This window comes from Lyngbya sp. CCAP 1446/10, assembly GCF_026130175.1.
GTDB lineage: Bacteria > Cyanobacteriota > Cyanobacteriia > Cyanobacteriales > Microcoleaceae > Microcoleus.
In genome coordinates, this window is record NZ_JAIGNI010000008.1 from 91,551 (window position 1) to 111,572 (window position 20,022).

Below are 20,022 nucleotides of genomic sequence, written 5' to 3' on the forward strand. Positions count from 1 at the left end.
ATTTCATGGAGGTCATTTCAGAACCCTTTTTGTAATCACTTTAATAAATTTAACGAATTTAAAGAGGTTGAGGGAAGAAAGAAGGAATAGTTAACAGATTGAAATAAGTTGGTAATGACAAGTTAGCGAACTCCCAAATAACAAAGACAACTATGGCTTCTAAGAAAAAATCGCAAAAATCTGCCGTCAAAATGCGTGCTGAAGATTCTTTGAACATAGCTTGGACACATCATCAAGCGGGGCGTTTGTTAGAAGCTGAAAATTTGTACCGGCAAATCGTGGAAGTGCAGCCGGAGTCAGCAAACGTGTTGTGTTTGTTGGGAATAGCAGTCAGACAGCAGGGAAAAGTGGCTGAGGCGATCGACTTTTACGATCGCGCGATCGCCCAAAACCCCGATTTTGTAGAAGCACATTTAAACAAAGCCCATGTTTTGATGGATGTCGGCGACAGTCAAAGGGCGATCGCCAGTTACGAACAAGTCATCCAACTTTCACCAAATACCGCACTAGCATACAATAATTTGGGCTGGATCAAACAGCAATTGGGCGAAATCGACTCGGCAATTTCATATTATCAAACAGCGCTCAAACTCGACCCAAACCTGGTTGAAGCCGCCCACAATTTAGGAAAAATATTTACAGAAAAAAATCAACTCAACGATGCAGCAGCCTGTTATTTACACGCTTTAAAAATTAATCCTAAATTGACATATTCTCTGCTAGGCTTGGGCAGAGTTTTGCAGCAGCAAGGTAAATTAACCGAAGCTTTCAACTACTACCAGCAAGCTTTAGAAATAGAACCGCACAATCCCGACGCGCAAAACAATATCGGAGCATTTTACCACGAACAAGGCAATACAAAAACAGCCATAGACCACTACCGACAAGCATTAAGCTTAAAGCCCGACTTCGTGGATGCTATTAACAACCTCGCCCACGCTTTAGTAGATTTAGGAGAATTTCAAGAGGCTTTTACTTGTCACCGTCGAGCCTTGGAATTGCAGCCAGACAACGCCATCGCACACCTGGAATTAGCCTTAAGTTTGCTATTGTTCGGAGATTATCAGCGCGGTTTTGCTGAATACGAGTGGCGGTGGCGCACTCCGACACTACAACCGAGGCAATTTCAACAGCCGCTTTGGGATGGTTCCGATTTGCATTCTAAAACTATTTTACTCCACGTTGAGCAAGGTTTGGGCGATTCGATTCAGTTTATTCGCTACGCGCCGATTCTTCGCAGCCGAGGCGCTAAAGTTCTGGTGGCTTGCTATCCTGAATTAATGCGGTTGTTTGCGACTGTTGCCGGCATTGAATATTTATCAGTTAGTTTTGAGGGTTTACCAGTATTTGACTTTCACGTACCGCTGATGAGTTTACCCAGAATTTTGGGGACAACTCTCGAAACAATACCCGCAAATGTTCCTTATTTGAGTCCGCCTGCTGAGTGCAAGTTTGCGCTGGCTTCTGATGCCAACTTGAAGGTGGGAATTGTGTGGGCGGGGAGTCCAAAACGGCGGAAAGATAATCAGCGCTCTTGCAATTTAAGCGATTTTATTCAATTTTTGGATGTGCCAGGAATCGCTTTTTATAGTTTACAAAAAAACTTGTCGGAGTGCGATCGCACTTTATTACACCAGCATCTAGTCCCGGATTTGAGTCCGCATCTGATCGATTTTGCTGATACGGCTTCTGCTATATCTCAATTGGATTTAGTAATTACTGTTGATACATCGGTGGCGCACTTGGCTGGTGCTTTGGGAAAACCGGTTTGGGTGCTGCTGTCTTTTGCTCCTGACTGGCGCTGGCTGCTGGAGCGCGAAGACAATCCTTGGTATCCAACTGCAAGGCTTTTTCGCCAAATTCAGCCGGAAAGTTGGCAAGAATTGTTTGATGATGTGCACGCGGCTTTGAGTTTATTTGCGATCGCAAATTCTGGTACTTTTGCCGATATTTCTGTCGAGGATGCTGCGAAAAATCAGCCACTGGAATTGACAGCTACCAGCCCGGTTGAGGAGAGTAAACAAGTATTTGCGATCGCGGGCGAAGCGTTAGCGACTGACTCACCAGTCAAGGATTCGCAGGGGATTGAGACATCTCTGGCGATCGCAAATTCGCTGATTTTAGAGGATTTATTGCGACAAGCAGAACATTTAATGGAAACAGGCGATAAGCAAGAAGCGATCGCCCTTTATGATCAAATAATATCTCTCGATCCAAATTGCGTGCAAGCGCGGATTAACTTTGGTTTTCTCAAACAAGAAAATGGCGAATTAGATGCAGCTATCCCGCATTATCAAGAAGCTTTAGCGATCGCTCCAAACATCCCTCAAACAGCTTATAACTTAGCCAAAATTTTTGAGGAACAAGGTAAAGTGGAAGATGCGATCGCGCATTACGAACAAGCTCTGATTGCTGAACCGGATTTCGTGCCTGCACTGATTAATTTAGCGGTGGCGCTGCAAGAAAAGGGGGAACTTTTAAGGGCGCTCGATCTGTACCGGCGGGCGCTGGAAATTCATCCCCATAGCTGGGAAGCTTACAACAATCTGGCAACTGTTTTGCAAGAACAGGGCAATTTAGAAGAGGCACTGGAGTATTATCACAAAGCTCTGGAATTGCTGCCGGACTTTGTGGAAGCTATCAACAATTTAGGCAGAACTTTTCTGGAAAAAGGCGTAGTTGAAGATGCGATAGCCTGCTACAGACGGGCGATTTATTTGAATCCAAATCATGCTAGCGCTCACCTGAATTTGTCCTTGGCTTTGCTGTTGGCCGGAGACTTGGAAAATGGTCTCACCGAATATGAATGGCGCTGGACAATTCAAGAATTTAAAACTAGCCATTCCTGTTTTTTGACGGCACAGGGAAATACACTTTCAGCAAGAGAATACCGGCCACTGTGGGATGGTTCCGATTTGCAGGGAAAGACTGTTTTACTGCACGCTGAACAAGGTTTAGGCGATTCGATTCAGTTTATTCGCTACATTGCGATCGTCAAACAGCAAGGTGGCAAGGTAATTGTTGACTGTTATCCACAATTGCGCCGTTTGTTTGCCATGATTGATGGCATTGATTTGCTCATAGTTAGAGGTGAACCTCTGCCGGAATTTGATGTGCAAGTGCCGATGTTGAGTTTACCCTATGTTCTCGGTACAAAACTGGCAACAATTCCGGCAACTACTGCTTATTTATCTCCGCCTGCGGGTGCTGAATTTGCGCTTTTGCCCGATCGCAATTTGAAAGTTGGGATTGTCTGGGCGGGGAATCCCAAACACCGCAAAAATACACAGCGTTCTTGCAGTTTGAGCAAGTTTCTGCCGCTTTTGGACGTTTCGGGGGTAACTTTTTACAGCTTGCAGAAAGAGGTTTTAGAGACCGATCGCGCGCTGTTGAATCAAACGCCGATCGTCGATTTGAGCCCGCATTTTGGGGATTTGGCCGATACTGCGGCTGCGATCGCCAAACTGGATTTAGTGATTACTGTCGATACCGCTGTCGCCCATTTGGCGGGCGCTTTGGGCAAACCAGTGTGGATTTTGCTGGCGTTTTCCCCGGATTGGCGATGGTTGTTGGAGCGCGAAGACAGTCCTTGGTATCCGACGGCGCGGCTGTTTCGCCAACGGGAAAGGGGGGACTGGCAGGGGGTTTTTGAGCGGGTGGCGGAGGCTCTAGGCGCTGTTTCCGCAGCATTTGTGCCCTCGGATGCGGCGAATGCAGAGTTTCGCGAGGGTCGAAATTTGCAGGTGCAGGGCAATTTTGCTGGTGCGATCGAATGTTATCAGCGGGCGATCGCGATCGATCCAAATTACGCGGCAGCCCACAGCAATTTAGGCGTTGTCAAACAGCAAAGCGGGCGGTTAACAGAGGCGATCGCGCACTACCAACAAGCGCTAGAAATCGACGGGAATTTGGCGGAAACTGCGAGCAATTTGGGCAGCGCGCTGGCGGAAGCAGGGGAGACTGCACAGGCGATCGCACAATACCAGCGGGCGCTGTCTTTGAACCCGAATTGCGCCGAAGCGATGATTAATTTGGGGCTGCTGCGGGAAGAAGAAGGGAAGGTGGCGGAGGCTTGCTCGCTTTACCAGCAAGCGATTCAAGTCAATCCTGATTGCGCGGCGGCTTATTTTAATTTGGGCATTGCTTTGGAGAAACAAGGGGAGGAAACGGGCGCGGATTACGATCGCGCGATCGCGAATTACGAAAGGGCGATCGAGCTAGATCCCAATTATTTGGACGCTTTGCACAACTTAGCATACGCCTCGATCCGCCAGGGCCGAGTTGCAGATGCGATCGCCTATTACGATCGAGCTCTGGCGCTGCAACCCGATTTGACAGCAACCGATCTCGCTTTCGGCAGTTGGCTGTCAAACCAAGATCAGTTAGATGAGGCTCTAGCCTTTTGCCAGCAAGGAATTCAGAAATATCCAGCCAGTGCGGGCGCTCGCTGCAATCTGGCAATTGTCTTGCACAAACAAGGTAAAATTCAAGATGCGATCGCCTGCTATCAGCAAGCTTTGAGCCTGAAACCCGACTTTCCCGAAGCTTTGAACAATCTCGCTAAAGCTTTTGAGGAAGCGGGAAACATGGCTGAGGCGATGGATTGTTACAATCGGGCGATCGAACTCAAACCCGGTTATATCAATTCCCTCAACGGTTTGGGAAACATTTTGCACCAAAGCGGACAATTTGCCAGTGCTGTCACCTATTACGATCGAGCAGTTGAATTCAATATCACCAACCCAGAATCTCACCTAAATTTAGCTTTAGCCTTGCTGCTGGCGGGAGATTTTCAACGCGGTTTTACAGAGTACGAATCGCGGCTGGTTGTTGAGAAAAAACAGTTCCCGCAATACAACTTTCTTCAACCGATTTGGGACGGCAAAGATTTGGATGGAAAAACAATTTTGCTTTGCCCGGAACAGGGTTTAGGCGATGCAATTCAATTTATTCGCTACGCAGAATTAGTCAAGCAAAAAGGCGGCCGGGTAATTGTTTGGTGTTTGCCGCACTTGCAGCGCTTGTTTGCACAAGTTGCGGGAATCGATCAGTTAATAATTAGTCCAGAAGCAGCGCCGGATTTTCAAGTTCGCGCCCACCTCATGAGTTTGCCGCACCTTCTGGGAACAACTTTAGAAAGTATACCCGCCCAGGTTCCTTATTTAGCTCCACCTCCCGGCGGGGAATTTACTTTCAACCAAACTGCTAATTTGAAAGTAGGGATTGTCTGGTGTGGCAATACTAACAATTCACAAAATAAACTGCGATCGTTTCCGCTCAATTTGTTAGCCAAAATATTAGAGATTCCCGGAGCGGATTTTTACAGTTTGCAAAAGGAAATGACAGCAGAAGAACGCGCTTTGTTAGAGCAAATGCCCGTCACAGATTTAAGCTCTTATTTGTACGATTTTGCCGATACAGCGGCCGCAATATCGGCTCTGGATTTAGTAATTTCTGTTGATACTTCTGTGGCGCACTTAGCTGGTGCTTTGGGCAAACCGGTGTGGATTTTGCTGTGTTTTGTACCGGATTGGCGGTGGATGTTGGAACGGGAAGATAGTCCTTGGTATCCGACGGCGCGACTGTTTCGTCAGTCAACAGCGGGGGATTGGGAAGGAGTTTTAGAAAAGGTTGGTTTCGCGCTCCGAGAAAGAATTGCTCAGCATCAGAAAGCTCAACCAATAATAGAAACTCAGCTTAATTTTGACTTGGCTAAGAAACAATTCGATAGGGGAAATCTGCTGAAGTCGCAAGGAAAATTCATCGAGGCGATTTCGTATTTTGAAAATGCTTTAGTTTTGGAGCCAAATTCGATTGAAGTCGCCACCAATTTAGCGGTGACGCTGCACCAAACAGGGGATTTAGCCGAAGCTGCGACGTATTATCAGCGCGCGATCGAAATTGACCCGAACTGCGCTCAAGCGCAAAATAACTTGGGTATTTTGCTGCAAGATCGGGGGAATATAGCCGAGGCTGTAGTTTGCTTTCAAAAGGCGATCGCCCTAAATCCCGTTTATGTCAAAGCCCTGAACAATCTCGGCGCGACACTCCAGCAGCAGGGCGAGTTGTCAAGTGCGATCGCCTGTTTTAATCAAGCACTTTCCATCAATGCCAATTACGTGCCGGCTATCGTAAATTTGGGTGCGGCAATGCAAGCAACAAATCAGCTAGAAGAAGCTAAACGCCTTTATTGTCTGTCAATTGAGATAGAACCTGACAGCGCCGCAGGACATTATCACCTGGGAAATTTGTTCTTAGAAATGCACCAATTCGATCGAGCTGCGGTTAGCTTAGAAAAAGCCATAACCTTACAGCCAAATTATGTAGAAGCGCTGAATAATTTAGGCACAGTTTTAGAAGCAAATCACGAAATAGACCGGGCAATTTCATTGTACAATCAAGCTATTAGTTGCGATCCAAATTGTGCAAAATCTCACTTCAATTTATCCTTAGCGCTGCTATTAACAGGTGACTTACCTCGCGGTTTTGCAGAGTACGAATGGCGCTGGCAAACCGATCAAGCAAAGAAAATACAGTGGTTGAATTTCGATCGCCCGATTTGGGACGGTTCAGATTTGCACGGAAAAACTATTTTGATTCGCTGCGAACAAGGTTTGGGTGACGCAATTCAATTTGTGCGCTACGCGGCAATTGTGCAGCAAAAAGGCGGCAAAGTAATCCTTTCTTGCTATCAAGAACTCAAGCGTTTATTCAAGCAGATTCCTGGCATCGAACAAGTGGCGGTGCGGATGGACGAATTGTCCGATTTTCAAGTGCAAGTACCGCTGATGAGTTTGCCGCACATTCTGGAAACAAATTTAGAAAATATACCAGCAAATGTTCCTTATTTAGCAGCGCCGCCGCATTGGCAATTTTCCCTAAATGCCGATGGCAATTTCAAAGTTGGGATTGTCTGGGCGGGAAGTTCGGAACATTTGAAGGATTTTCAGCGATCGAGTTATTTAAGCTATTTCCTGAAATTGTTAGATATTCCCGGTGTCAGTTTTTACAGTCTTCAGAAAGAAGTGTCGGTTGCTGATCGCATTTTGTTAAATCAAACTTCTGCGATCGATTTGAGCGACAATTTGAACGATTTCGCTGATACTGCGACGGTGATATCGCAACTAGATTTAGTCATTTGCGTGGATACTGCTGTGGCGCATTTAGCCGGTGCCTTGGGTAAACCTGTCTGGATTATGCTCTCTTTCGTGCCCGATTGGCGGTGGATGTTGCAGCGCGAAGATAGCCCTTGGTATCCCACTGCGCGGTTGTTTCGGCAGGAAACAGCGGGTGATTGGGATGGCGTGGGCGATCGGGTAAAAATAGCTTTACAAGAGTTAACAAAATCCTTGATTGCGAGTGAAACATCGCCATCGCCCAGTCTTGTCTCTGCCAAAAAACTAACAGCAGTTGATGTGGATTTTCAGATAGCAAATGCCTTACGAAAACAAGGGAAACAAGCCGAAGCAGCCAGTCGCTACGAACAAGTAATTCTCGCCTCACCAAACCACGCAGAAGCCCACAGTTATTTAGGTTATTTTAAACAGGAAAACGGGCAAATAACCGAGGCGATTTTCCACTACAACCAAGCCCTAAAAACTAATCCAAATCTCAGCGAAACTAACTTATATTTGGGTGCCGCCCTCGAAGAAGAGGGAAAATTCGCAGAGGCGATCGAATTCTACAATAAAGCAATTCAACTACGTCCAGAATCACCAAATTGGCGTTTGAGACTAGCCTTAGCTTTGCTCTTAACGGGAAATTTTGAGCGCGGCTTTGCGGAGTACGAATCGCGCTGGCAAACTCAAGAATTGGAGCCCCGATATTTCGATCAACCGCTTTGGGACGGTTCCGATTTGCAGGGGAAAACAATATTATTGCACCCAGAACAAGGTTTGGGCGACACGATTCATTTTATCCGCTACGCATCTTTAGTTAAGCAAAAAGGTGGCAAAGTTGTTGTTGCTTGTCATCAATCGTTGAAGCGTTTGTTTGAAAAAGTTGCAGGGATAGATATTGTAGCAACAAAGCCGCAAGATTTGCCGGATTTTCAAGTACAAGCGCCGCTGATGAGTTTGCCCCGAATTTTGGGAACGACTTTGGAAAATATGCCTGTAAATATTCCTTATTTAAAAGTGCCAGAGGATTGTAAATTTTCCCTAGAATCAAACAATCAGCTAAAAGTAGGTATTGTGTGGGCTGGTGGGCCGCTGCACCGCAAGAACAATGATCGATCGTGTAAGTTAAGCGATTTTGTGAAGTTTTTAGATGTTCCGGGAGTGAGTTTTTACAGCCTGCAAAAAGATTTACCAGCGAGGGATTACGCTTTATTAAATCAACAGCAAGTTCAAGATTTGAGTCAACATTGCGTTGATTTTGCCGACACCGCAGCGATTATTTCCCAACTGGATTTAGTAATTTGCGTAGATACTTCTGTGGCGCATTTAGCCGGTGCGTTGGGGAAACCGGTGTGGATTTTGCTGTCTTTCATTGCCGATTGGCGGTGGATGTTGGAACGGGAAGATAGCCCTTGGTATCCCACTGCGCGGTTGTTTAGGCAGTCAAAACCCGGTGATTGGGATGCCGTGGGCGATCGGATAAAAGCAGCACTGCAAAACCTAATTTCTAATTCTAAAAAGGCAGAAGCGACAACGCCCCTACAAACCCTGGCCGGGGCGGGCACGGGGGCACCGCCCCTACAAATTCCCCCAGAAACCCCGCCAAAAATAACAGGAATCGGCATCAGTTGGCCGCTCAGCCTCACCAGCGGCTGGGGAATTTACGGCATGAATTTAACACTGCAACTGCTGCGAAATCCCGCCTGGGAAGTGGCACTTTTAGTCCCGCCATCCATCACCTCAGAATCGCTCAATCCGCTGCACAAATCGCTGTTATTACCCCTAATAGAAAAGCAGAAACATTTTCAAGAATTAGTAACCGCGAATTATGACAAACAAATCGCTTTTAACTTTCCCGTACTTTACGGTTTGGGGAATAATTTAGTAACGTCAGGAGTAGAGAATCAACTTACCAGCGCTTGTCAAGTAGGAGTCATATTTTTTGAAGACACGCGCATCACAGCAGAAGCCGTAGAAAAAGCGAAAAAATATAGCGTAATTGTCGCCGGTTCTAACTGGAATGCGGATGTTTTGCGAAGCTGTGGCTTAACGAATGTGGCGATGGTAAATCAAGGAATTGACCCGACAATTTTCCATCCTGCACCCAAATCTAATCTATTTGGCGATCGCTTCGTGATATTCTCCGGTGGTAAACTAGAATATCGCAAAGGCCAAGACATAGTAATTGCCGCTTTCAAACAATTTCGCGCCCGCCATCCAGAGGCATTATTACTAACAGCGTGGCACAACTTTTGGCCTCAATATATGCTGGGAATGGAACAAACCGGAAACGTTACCGGACTTCCCAATATTAACCGCGATGGAAGTTTAGGAATATCCCAATGGTTGGCAGCCAACGGTTTACCGATTGACTCTTTTATCGACATCGGCTTAATACCCAATCACCTCGCGGGACAAATTTTGCGAGAAGCCGACTGCGCCGTTTTTACCAACCGCTGCGAAGGTGGCACTAATTTAGTCGCAATGGAAAGTATGGCCTGCGGAATTCCGACTATTTTATCAGCAAATACTGGTCATTTAGACTTGATTTACAGCAACATTTGCTATCCTTTATCGCATCAGGGACAAGTTAAACCTACTGCTCATTTTGCTGGTGTCGAAGGTTGGGGAGAGTCTGATGTTGCAGAAGTTGTTGATGCTTTGGAGCAAGTTTATAATAATCGCGAAGTTGCCAAAAATCGCGGTTTAGCTGCGGCAAATTTTATGCTGGATTGGACTTGGAAAAAACAGGTTAATCGATTTCTTGATGTTATTACTCTTTTGTAGGGTGCGCAATGCGCACCCTACGGGAATTAATATCATTTCAATTTTTGAAACCGGTGCGCAATGCGCACCTAGCCCTGTCAAGGTGACTGCCGAGCTTGGTCTAGAAGCCTTGCTGTAGAAAGATGACGATGACGTGAGTCTACAATCAAAGGTGGTTTCTTCTTCTTGGGGGAGCGCGGCTGCTTGAGGAAAGACTTCAAATTCACTCGCCCGGCCAAATCCAACAGAAAATCGGCTAATTGAGATAGGGATAAAGCCTTCAAATGTGACCAATTATCAGGTTCACAGGCTATAGTCATACCCCGATAAGTCCCTTGAATTTCATCAACCAAGTAGAATTCTGAAAGACTAGACTCAATTTTACCGACACCATGTACACTGCCCAACGCTCTTCGGACTACAGCTAAAATATTGTAAGAAACCAGAGCTAGACAAAAAGAAAATAAAGCAGCTTTCGGATACCCCAAGGTTTGAATTTCGCCCTCAAAGTTCTTAGTTACGATTTGAAAGAGAGTTTCAACACTCCAACGTTCTCGATATAACTGAGTAATATCGGTAGCACTGGCAACAGTTTTAGGTAGGCTAGTAAGTATGGCAATTTCCCAATCGCCATCACGAGTAACTTTTTTCAAACGCAATACCACCCGTCGTACTTTCAAACAGCTACCCTCATAAGTGAGAGCAACTGTCTGTTCAAAAACAGAGCCTGTTTCTATATCACCTTGAAATTCCAATTCACTGATTGCTTCCTGTGGCAGAGTTTTATGTTCTCGGACTAAAAAATCAGCAGAGGCGTTACAGATACCAAAGAGAAACCCTTGAGTACACATATTGCGATCGGCAATCCATAATTCACCAGGTTTTACCCGTTGTAATACCGACTCAAATAAAGAACGTTCCTGAGCGTGACCATCCTCACAAGGAAACACATCAATCGCCATTTTCAAGTCTGGGTCAAGTACAACCAAAGACTTACCAGGTAAAGCTTTCGCTGCATAGGGCTTCAAGGCTTCTAAACGATGATCTGTAGCAGCTAAACAGTTGCCATCAATGATTCTGATTTGATAAGGAGCTAGTAACTTTGGTGGACTATCTCCCAGAAATTCCATCACATCAGTCATAGAGGCAGCAGTTTCTCTTAACAGTGCAGCACTCACATCTAGTTCGATGCCATTAAGTTTGTCATAGACCGCTGTTCGACTGACATTAAGCTCCGATGCTTTGGCTCGGTATGCAGCATTCACGGAAGGATAGATGCCACAAACTACCAGGCTCATTAAATCTACGATGCTGGAGAATAGGAGTTCTCGCGTGTACTGGCTCTTGGCATGATTCTCAAAGATGGAGTCGAGTTGTTCTGTGTTCAATACTCGTTCCATTAAGCCTCGGACCATGACACTGACAGGACTGAGCTTGACAAATCTCTCAAAGATGGCATCTAACATTTACGAGCGTCCTCCTAAATACTGCAAAATGGGGTGAGCCAATAGCTTGTATGCTAGTCATACAAGGTTTCAACCATTATACCGATACCCGCAAATCGAAGAGAACGGCAACAGTCGCTGATCTAAGTTTATTCGTAAGGTTGCCAAGCTTGTCGCCAGCGACCGTTGCCGTTCAAGATTCACCAAGAATGCCTGAATAAAGAACACCTTGACAGGGCTAGCAATGCGCACCCTACGGGAATTAATATCATTTCAATTTTTGAAACCGGTGCGCAATGCGCACCCTACGGGAATTAATATCATTTCAATTTTTGAAACCATACTCCTGTTTCATCAATCCTATGCAGAGAAAATGACTCACCTTTCATCTTCTCAAAATCCTGTAATGCTTGCTTGCAGCCCTCCCAATGTCCGTAATCATCCACCTGAATCAAACCATTAGCAATCACACTGTCATAAAGCGTATTAAATATATCCATTGTTGACTCATACCAATCTCCATCAGCGTGCAGAAACGCAATACTTCCTATTGCTGACTTGTATTTGGGTAAAGTCTCGGCGAATAATCCCTTAACCGGTACCACAATATTTCTAACTTGCAGTAATTCACAAATTTTATCCAAATTTTCACTAATTGCAGCTTTGAGAGTTCCTTCGCCAAAATCTGTGAGATTGGCAGGTATTCCCTGATGTTTATCAATCTCGGTAGGTGCCGGCATTCCTTCAAACGTATCAAAAGCATACAGCACTCTCGGACGGCGGCTGTAATGTTTAATTACAAATGCGATTAACGCCGCTGAACCGCCTTTGCAAGTTCCGCATTCTACAAAATTTCCCGGCAAATCTTCCACACATATTTGCTTTGCTAGGGAGTATAGCGAAAACAATCGAGCTTCGCTTAATAATGTGTAAGGTTCGATCGCTAAAAGTATTGCTTGAAAATTGTCATCAAACGGCTTATTTACAACTGATGCACCGAGGGATGGCGGGGCTTTTATTTTCTTTAAAAAACCATTGGTACACCAAGTAATGTTATAGCCAAAGTAATCGCAATAATTGCTATCAATTTCATATTCGGCTTCGTGTGCGGAGAGGAACTGTTTCAATGCTTTGTGAGGGCCATTGTTATATGAAGCATCTTGCTCTAAATCTGAAATAATTCCGTCTTCAATAACAATATATTCTTCCTGCTTAAGATACGGATGGAAGAACTCCAAGACGTGCTTGCTGGTTTCGTAGGTATGGTCAGCATCTTCTATTACCAGTAAGGGACGCGGCAATGAGTTGATAAACTCTGATGTTAATATTTCTGGTAAAGCTCGTCCGTTTCCTTCCATGTAAGTGACGCGAGGATGTTGGACTGAAGTCACTTTGAAAATATCAATAGAATAAATGTGACCGTCAATGCCAAAATTATTTAGCATATCTGCAAACCACAAAGCACTCCCACCATATTTAGATCCAATTTCAATAATTGTGAGCGGTTTTAAGTTCCAAAATAATAGAGGGTACAGCGTAAAATCGAAGGGATTTTTGAGCATCTGTACGCCTCGATATGAATAGTTCAAAGTGGCGTTTTGAATTGACAGCAGATGTTCGCGCGGAAGAGTTGTATTCCACGAACGTTGCTGTGTGGGTATTTTTAGTTGCGGACGCAATAAAGCCCTAGTTAATTTTTCAACTTGCGCTTGTGCTTGGCGGTGGGTTGGATCGATCGCCAGTTCTACTTTAGCCGCTGCAAGTGCTTCCTGATGCCGCCCTAAATTGCTCAAACAAACTGAACGCAGGTAGTACATTCCTGGTACATTGATATTTAGTAAAGCGACTTGTTCAGCTATTCGCATAGCTTCTACGGGATTATTGCTATGGAGGAATGTAACAGCTTGCTGCATCATTTCATGCACTTGTCGTACAGTGACTTCTCGATCTACAGATTGATTGTTTGAAATACCGCTAATTGAATAACCCTGCAAATGGGCTGGCAAATCCCAGGAAATATTGGGGTCTGGTTGATGTTGGACGGGCGTAACATTGCCACGCCAAGCTGCCCCCATAATTTGCATTGTTTGATATACTATAGTATGCCAACCTCTTTCTTTCAAGTAATCTAAACCCTTAGCAACAGCGGGAGCAGCTAAATCGTGAAATAAAATTATGGCATCTTCTTCTGCCAAGTTTTCGCACGCAATGGCATCATTTAACGGCCCATCACCTTCGTGTTCTCCGTCAATAAAAATTAACGACCATTTGCGGTTAAATTCCTTTGCTAATTGTTCAACTCTTGGTGGGCTGTAACCGGGTACGAGCTTCACGGAAGTTTGCATGCCAGAGGCATTGAGAGCGCCTTGAATTGAATCGATGACGCTTTGTCGAATGTCTTCTCTTTCTAGCAGCGGATCGATCACATCTAATTCAACTCCTGCGAGGGCTAAGTGACAAGCAGACCATCCCAGCCAGCAGCCTATTTCTAATGCTTTTTTCCCGGCAAATTGCAGGGCTGTATTGTAAAGAATGTGTGCTTCGTCGCGACTGAGGAATCCGACTGAACTAGCACGGCGATCGACATACCAGTTGTGCTTGATTTCCCGGCGCAGGTAGGGCCACGGACAAGTATTAGTATCCCCAACAACCATGTTGGGAAAGTACGCATCTGGAAGGATGATTTTCAATCCGGGCGAGACGTAATCTCCGGGTAACAAAGTATTGTGGGGGATTTCAGATTGTGGTTTTAATGTCATTTGCTTTGGTTTTAACTGTTGAAATACTGGGTGTTGTATCGGTTGATAGCGGAGACTAATTTCTATTTGATTTCCGTCGGTTGTTGCTAATTTTACCAAGTCGTGCTTGTGACCGGTGATGTGCAGAATGCCGATCGCCCCATGCGGCAAATACGGCTCCACAAAACAGGCCCGTTGCTTGTCCCAGACGGGCAAACCGAAGTTGCAGCTCCAGTTACACAGAGCCTGCAGCATCTCTGTGCGATCGAACATTTCAGTGCCGTAAACCAACCGATTTAAAGCTATTTGGTCGGTCATCAAAGAAACGTGCCGCTGCAATCCCTCTGCCAGATATTCCGACCATAATTCCCAGTGCGGGGCATCTTTTTGCAGTGCGAAAACACCTGCATTTATAGTTGGATAAGTGTGCAACTGTTGGGCAATTTCTTCGCCGAAAGCTGCTTGATAATCGCGGTAAACAAATTCCCAATACCAAGGCAGTTTGCCGTAAGCTAAATAATAGCCTCTGTCTAATTCTGGAACAACTGCTAAACCGCGTTTTGCCGCGCCTTTAACTAACAGTTCAACAGCTTGCCAATCCTGCACCCAAGCATCGGCATCTATCCACAGGTAGATGTCAAAATTAGGGAAGTAGCGGCGCAAAAATGGACGTGCTAAAAGTCCTTTGAGATAGTGAGGAGCTTCGTTTTTACCGGGAAAGTCAAAGTCCCAATCAGGTTTTTGAATAAAATTAACTTGTGTTTCCAGCCACTGTAATTGTTCGGGAGTGCAGCCGAGATCGAAAAAGCCGATCGCCACCTTTGCACCCTCTGGTTTTTCCCGCACCGATAAAATAGTACCTCGCACCAGTTTAAAGTAATTTGCATCGGCGGCCGTGATGATGATAATCTGCATAAGAAGGAAGAAGGAAGAAGGAAGAAGGAAGAAGGAAGAAGGAAAAATGTTTATACAGCATAAAGTATACTACTGAGGATGACTTATGAAAAGCCAAAAAGGGAAAGTTTATCTAGTCGGTGCGGGGCCCGGAGATTGTAACTTGATGACAGTGCGATCGCAAAAACTGCTCTCCCAAGCCGAAGTCTTAATCTACGACGCTCTCATCGACATCCCGCAACTCGACTTAATCCCAGTAACTTGTCGGAAAATCGAAGTCGGAAAACGCGGCGGCAAACCTTCTACACAGCAGCAAGAAATTAACCGTTTGCTGGTAGAACAGTGCAAACTAGGCAAACAAGTAGTGCGCTTAAAAAGCGGTGATCCGTTTATTTTTGGTCGCTCCAGTTCCGAAATTCAAGCGTTGATCACAGCAGGGTGCGAGTTTGAAGTAATCCCCGGAATTTCATCAGCATTAGCCGCCCCAATACTAGCAGGAATTCCCCTCACAGATCCGGTGATGAGCCGCTGTTTTGCAGTGATGAGTGCCCACGAACCGGATGCTTTGGAATGGGAAGCATTAGTGCGGATTGAAACTTTGGTAATCTTGATGGGAGGGCGCAATTTAAGCGAGATAATTTGGCAATTGCAAAAACACGGACGATCGCCCGAAACTCCGATCGCAATTATCCGAGATTGCAGCCGCCCCGAACAGAAAATTTGGCTCGGCACTCTCTTCAACATCGTACAGCAAACAGCAGGTCAATCTCTATCGCCTTGCGCGATCGTCATTGGAGAAGTAGTCAGATTGCGCGAATATTTAATCGGATCGGAAAGTACAAACATGAGCGATACACCAGTCATTTCTAACAACAGCCAGCCGCTAGCAGGAAAAACGATTTTAGTCACCCGCGCAGCTTCCCAGTCCGGTCAATTTAGCGATCGACTCCAGCAACTAGGAGCCCGCGCGATCGAAATGCCCGCCTTGGTAATTGGTGCGCCGTCCACTTGGGAACCATTAGACAGGGCGATCGCCCAAATGTCAAGCTTTCACTGGTTAATTCTCACTTCCCACAACGCTGTAGATTGCTTTTTTCAACGCTTACAAGCAAAAGGCAAAGACGCGCGCAGCTTATTTGGCATTAAAATCGCAGTTGTCGGCAAAAAAACAGCAGAAAGTTTGCGCTCGCACTCTCTACAACCAGACTTTATTCCCCCCAACTTTGTCGCCGATTCCCTCGTCGAAAACTTCCCAGACAACTTGCAAAACTGCAAAATTCTATTTCCCAGAGTAGAAAGTGGCGGGAGAGAAGTTTTAGTTAAAGAATTTACCGCCAAAGGAGCGCAAGTAATCGAAGTGCCAGCCTATCAATCTTGCTGTCCCGAAACTATCGATCCGATCGCCCGACGCGCACTCCAAAATCAAGCCATAGATATCATAACCTTTGCCAGTTCCAAAACTGTACATAACTTTTGCCACCTGATCGAAAAAGCCCCAGAATTTTCCTTGTCTAAGGATTGGCTAGAAAGCGTTTGCATCGCATCCATCGGCCCGGAAACTTCCAAAAGCTGCCAAAATTTATTGGGCAAGTTAGACGTAGAAGCCACAGAATACACCTTAGATGGGTTGACTGAGGCGATCGTCCAATGGGCAACAAAATATCAAACTTTGTAATCTAACTTTACTCTACTCTTCAGTCGGCGGAGGCCGACTACCCTTCGGGAAGGCTAACGCCTACGTTTGTGTAGACGCGGTTTCAAGAGCCGAGTTTTACTGTCAACCGTCAACTGTCAACTGTCAACTGTCAACTGTCAACTGTCAACTGTCAACTGTCAACTGTCAACTGTCAACTGAATGAAGGGTAGCCCTTGATTATCTGCTCTGTAAGTTGTAAAATGGTTGTAAAATAACTAGGAGGAAAAATGACCGCAAAAGACCAACTTCTCCAAGAAATTGACCAAGTACCAGAACCTCTGTTGAAAGAAGTGCTTGAGTTTGTACTAGCCCTCAAAGCAAAACATCCTGTAAAATCAGAGAAAAGTGATGTTTGGAATGCTTATCTAGCATCTAAAAAAGAACGAGAGGAGGTTTATCGTCGCCTTGCAAACTCCTAGATTTATATCCATAGATGAAGTGCTAGAACTTCATGAAGACCAAATTTCTAGTTTTGGCGGTACTTCCGGTGTTAGAGATGAAGGCTTGTTAGAGTCAGCTTTGGCTCAACCTCAAGCAACTTTTGGCGGTCAATTTTTGCATCCAACAATTAGCGAACAAGCTGCCGCCTATCTCTACCACATAGCGATGAATCATCCATTTATTGATGGCAACAAAAGAACCGCTTTTGCGGTGGCAGATACCTTTTTGCGTTTAAATGGCTGGACTCTGAATTTAACGGACGATCGAGCTTATGATTTAGTCATGCAAGTCGCACGGGGAACGATGACGAAAGAAGAACTAAGCACTGAGTTTGAGTCATGTATTGTTGAGTTTTAATAAGTTGGTAAATCTACTTTGAAATTAAGAAGGTGCGCAGTGCACACCCTACTTTGAGGCAATGCCGTGTCCGGCGTAGGCAAGCAGGGGATCGCGGAACAAAAAAGCGAGTAAAATGATCAGTAAATAACAAAGCCGATCGCCTTTACGTCAAATCACTAATACCATGAATATAAATTTTTCTCGTTACAACACCTTAAGCACCTTGCTAGCAGGAACCACCGCAGCCTTAACCATAGTCATTAGCCAACCTGCGATCGCCAAAACACCGCAACAAGTCGCCAGCATCGCCGGGCCGCTGACAGTACAAATTAATAGTTCCCTAGGAGACGGTTCTGGCGTAATTATTGCCAAAAATGGCAAAACTTACACAGTTTTAACCGTCAATCACGTTGTAGAAAAGGCAGAAGTGAAGTATACCGTTCGCACATCGATCGGCAAAAACTACCAAGCAACCGCAGTCACTCGCTTACAAACAACCCCAACAGACCCGGATTTAGCCATAGTCAAATTTGAAAGTCCCGAAGAATATCCAGTCGCGACGCTTGCAGATTCCGATCAAGCCGTCATCGGCACTCAAATCTTCGTTTACGGCTATCCCGCTACCGGCGGACTTTTCGGCGCCGAACGAGAACCCGAACTGTCTCCCGGACTCGTTACCAGCCGCCCACGCAGCCGATCGGAAGGTTACACTCTGCGGTATCAGGCAGTAACTTGGAGTGGCATGAGTGGCGGGCCAGTTTTTGACTCCGAAGGCCGAGTCATCGGTTTACACGGACAAGGCGAATTCGGTTTTGCCCAAACCAGTTCCGGCGAAGTCGCGCCGATTAAAACTGGATTTAATGCAGCAGTTCCAATTAATACTTTTATCGGAAAACTGGTAGCGGCGGGAATGAACAAATCCGAGTTGAAAGTAGACAATACTCCCTCAACTAGCGGCCCCGTATCCACCGCCAATCCGCAAGATGCCCAAGCCTATTATTTTCGAGGACTTTCGCGCTTAGATCAAGGAGATGCTTGGGAGGCGATCGCCGATTTCAACAGAGCACTCGCTTTCAAGCCCAAATATACCCCAGAATTGTATTTTAATATCGGTAATGCCCGCACTTTCATCACTTCCGGCTTGCCCCAAACCGAACCCACCCGCGGTTCCACTGCTATTCAAGCATACACGCAGGCGATCGCAGCCAATCCCGGTTTTGCTGATGCCTATTACAACCGAGCTTTAGCTTACCTAGCAACAGAAGACAAACCGAAAGCAATTGCCGACTTTCAAAAAGCAGCAGAACTTTACAACCAAGGCGGCAGAACCAGTGCATATCAAGACGCGCTGAACAGAATCAAACAAGTGCAGTAACAGTTGACAGTTGACAGTTGACAGTTGACAGCGAAGTTTTTAGGCAGGGGATTTAAGCCCCAGCCTAAAAACAATCCACCTAAAGGTGGGAGCTTAAATCCCCTGTGCAGTAAAATTAGAAGTTAAGGATTAAGAATTAAGAATTAAAAATGGGATAATTCATTTTTAATTTTTAATCTAGTTCATACAAACAGCAGGTAAATAAGAATGACTGCTATCACATTAAACCTCAATTCCATTATCAAAATAACTTCCGAACAGTTCTACCAACTGTGCGAATAACACCGCGATCTACAATTAGAACGCAACGCCAATGGACAATTGATCGTCATGCCACCAACCGGAGGAAAAACAGGAAAAAGCAACTCAAGATTTAACTTACAAATTGGACTTTGGAACGAACAAGCCGAACTCGGTGAAGCCTTTGATTCCTCTTACAAAAGATTTGGAATTAGTTTAAAATTATGGTTCAAACAATCCAAGCTAAAAATGTCACATTAGCAGAATTAAAAACACTTTTTGACCTGCAACTTGTCACAGACGACCAATTTTTTCGAGAATGGCAAGACGAGTTGCCAGAAATCACTGAATTTCAACAACGACAGCTAGATCAGATCAAAGCGGGTTACTTCAATTTGCTGGAGTATCCGCCGATGCTGGAAAAAACCATCAGTTTGTCGATCGTCTCTCCGCTGTTATTTGCTGGCGAGTTTTACCTGCATCCTTTCTACATTAAACCAGAAAAATCTGTCGAAATTTCCGAAGAAGACGAAGGGGTAATCATCAAAGGTAGCATAGACACTTTAGTTTTGAAAGACCAGTTTTGGCTGATGGTAATTGAGTCGAAACGAGTTTCGTTTTCCATCGAAGCGGGATTGGCGCAAATCTTAGCTTATATGCTGGCCAATCCGAATCCCGACAAACCCAGTTACGGCATGATTGCTACAGGCGGCAGTTTCATATTTGTTAAATTAGTCAATGGAGAATCACCGCGATATACCACATCTAAAGGGTATCTCACTCGCAACCCCGGTAACGAACTTTATGATGTCCTCCGCATCCTCAAACGCTTGAGTCAAATAGCAGCTAGCAATTAGTCATTAGTCAGTAGTCATCAGTCATTAGTCATCAGTCATTAGTCATACCAATTTCATAAAGTAGCGCTAGATATTACCCCCCCAACCCCCCCGCGAGTTCGGGGTGGCTCAGA

Annotated in this window: 8 protein-coding genes and 1 pseudogene; 7 read left to right on the forward strand and 2 right to left on the reverse strand. The window is 45.3% G+C overall.

The features are described 5' to 3' along the window. The first annotated feature begins 152 nt into the window (after positions 1 to 152). The gene (locus tag K4039_RS05990; RefSeq protein WP_265234227.1) at positions 153 to 9,905 is read left to right on the forward strand and encodes a tetratricopeptide repeat protein; all 9,753 of its coding nucleotides are present in this window, start codon (positions 153 to 155) and stop codon (positions 9,903 to 9,905) included. Positions 9,906 to 9,982: 77 nt separating this feature from the next. Here the strand turns inward: K4039_RS05990 and K4039_RS05995 are convergent, their stop codons facing one another. After that, positions 9,983 to 11,350, reverse strand: coding sequence for a transposase (locus K4039_RS05995; RefSeq protein WP_265234228.1), 1,368 nt, complete (start codon positions 11,348 to 11,350; stop codon positions 9,983 to 9,985). Between the two features lie 299 nt (positions 11,351 to 11,649). Then, positions 11,650 to 14,982, reverse strand: coding sequence for a CmcI family methyltransferase (locus K4039_RS06000; protein WP_265234229.1), 3,333 nt, complete (start codon positions 14,980 to 14,982; stop codon positions 11,650 to 11,652). Positions 14,983 to 15,067: 85 nt separating this feature from the next. Here K4039_RS06000 and cobA point away from each other — a divergent pair, with 85 nt between their 5' ends. The 6 genes and pseudogenes from cobA (at position 15,068) to K4039_RS06030 (ending at position 19,909) form a co-directional block, all read left to right on the forward strand. Then, on the forward strand, positions 15,068 to 16,636 hold the full coding sequence (gene cobA / locus K4039_RS06005) for a uroporphyrinogen-III C-methyltransferase (RefSeq protein WP_265234230.1): 1,569 nt from the start codon (positions 15,068 to 15,070) through the stop codon (positions 16,634 to 16,636). Positions 16,637 to 16,884: 248 nt separating this feature from the next. Beyond that, positions 16,885 to 17,076 carry a DUF2281 domain-containing protein gene (locus K4039_RS06010; protein WP_265234231.1) on the forward strand — a complete coding sequence of 64 codons (192 nt, stop codon included), beginning with the start codon at positions 16,885 to 16,887 and terminating at the stop codon, positions 17,074 to 17,076. Further along, the gene (locus K4039_RS06015) at positions 17,063 to 17,455 is read left to right on the forward strand and encodes a type II toxin-antitoxin system death-on-curing family toxin (protein WP_265234232.1); all 393 of its coding nucleotides are present in this window, start codon (positions 17,063 to 17,065) and stop codon (positions 17,453 to 17,455) included. The genes K4039_RS06010 and K4039_RS06015 overlap by 14 nt, the downstream gene beginning before the upstream one ends. Positions 17,456 to 17,621: 166 nt before the next feature. Continuing rightward, complete coding sequence (locus K4039_RS06020) at positions 17,622 to 18,812, forward strand: tetratricopeptide repeat-containing serine protease family protein (protein WP_265234233.1); 1,191 nt, start codon at positions 17,622 to 17,624, stop codon at positions 18,810 to 18,812. Positions 18,813 to 19,109: 297 nt separating this feature from the next. Then, positions 19,110 to 19,313, forward strand: a pseudogene (locus K4039_RS06025) (Uma2 family endonuclease); the annotation flags it as partial. After that, a complete protein-coding gene (locus tag K4039_RS06030; RefSeq protein ID WP_265234234.1) occupies positions 19,277 to 19,909 on the forward strand; it encodes a restriction endonuclease subunit R in 633 nt (210 codons plus the stop codon). The pseudogene K4039_RS06025 and the gene K4039_RS06030, both read left to right, overlap by 37 nt. The last annotated feature ends 113 nt before the right edge of the window (positions 19,910 to 20,022 follow it).